Source organism: Streptomyces sp. L500 (genome assembly GCF_054551825.1).
Genome location: NZ_JBTOLC010000137.1, coordinates 1 through 586, shown reverse-complemented (window position 1 = coordinate 586; position 586 = coordinate 1). Strand labels below are relative to the sequence as shown.

1 protein-coding gene is annotated in these 586 nt (G+C 65.9%); it reads left to right on the top strand.

All coding sequences use genetic code 11. From position 1 onward, the window contains the following. Positions 1–586, top strand: a 586-nt coding sequence (locus ACX9I7_RS32690; RefSeq protein WP_459389412.1) for an alpha/beta hydrolase, incomplete at both ends; no start/stop codon positions are given.

The following is a 586-nucleotide window of genomic DNA, read 5'->3' as shown; positions in this document are numbered from 1 at the left end:
GAAGTCCGGCTTCAAGGGCAAGGTGTGGGTCTGGGCGCCCAAGGAGTACACGGACGACCCCAAGTACGCGAAGAGCGGCTTCCCCGTGATGATCGCCCTGCCCGGCGGCCCCGGCTACGGCACCAACTACTGGTGGGCGGGATTCAACTTCCAGGAGAACATGGCCAAGTGGTACAAGGAGGGCAAGGTCAAGCCCTTCCTGCTGGCCATGCCGGTGCTGAACCCCGGCCCGGACGACAAGGGGATCTACTGGGACGGCAGTGACATCCCCGGTCAGCCGAAGATGGGCACGTGGCTGACCGAGGACGTCCCGGACCTGATGCGCGCCAACTTCCGTACGCTCAAGTCGCGCGACGGCTGGGCGTTCATGGGCTCCTCGACCGGTGGGTTCGCCGGCCTGAAGGCCGTGCTGAAGCACCCGGACAAGTTCAAGGCCGTCATCGCCAACGGCCCCGACGTCGTCCCCGACTCGCCGCTGTGGAACGGCCACGAGAAGGAGAAGGCCGAGAACAACCCCGAGGTGCTGGCCAAACGCCTGATCGACACCAAGGGGCCGGACGTCTACCTCTCCTTCCAGGTCGGCACG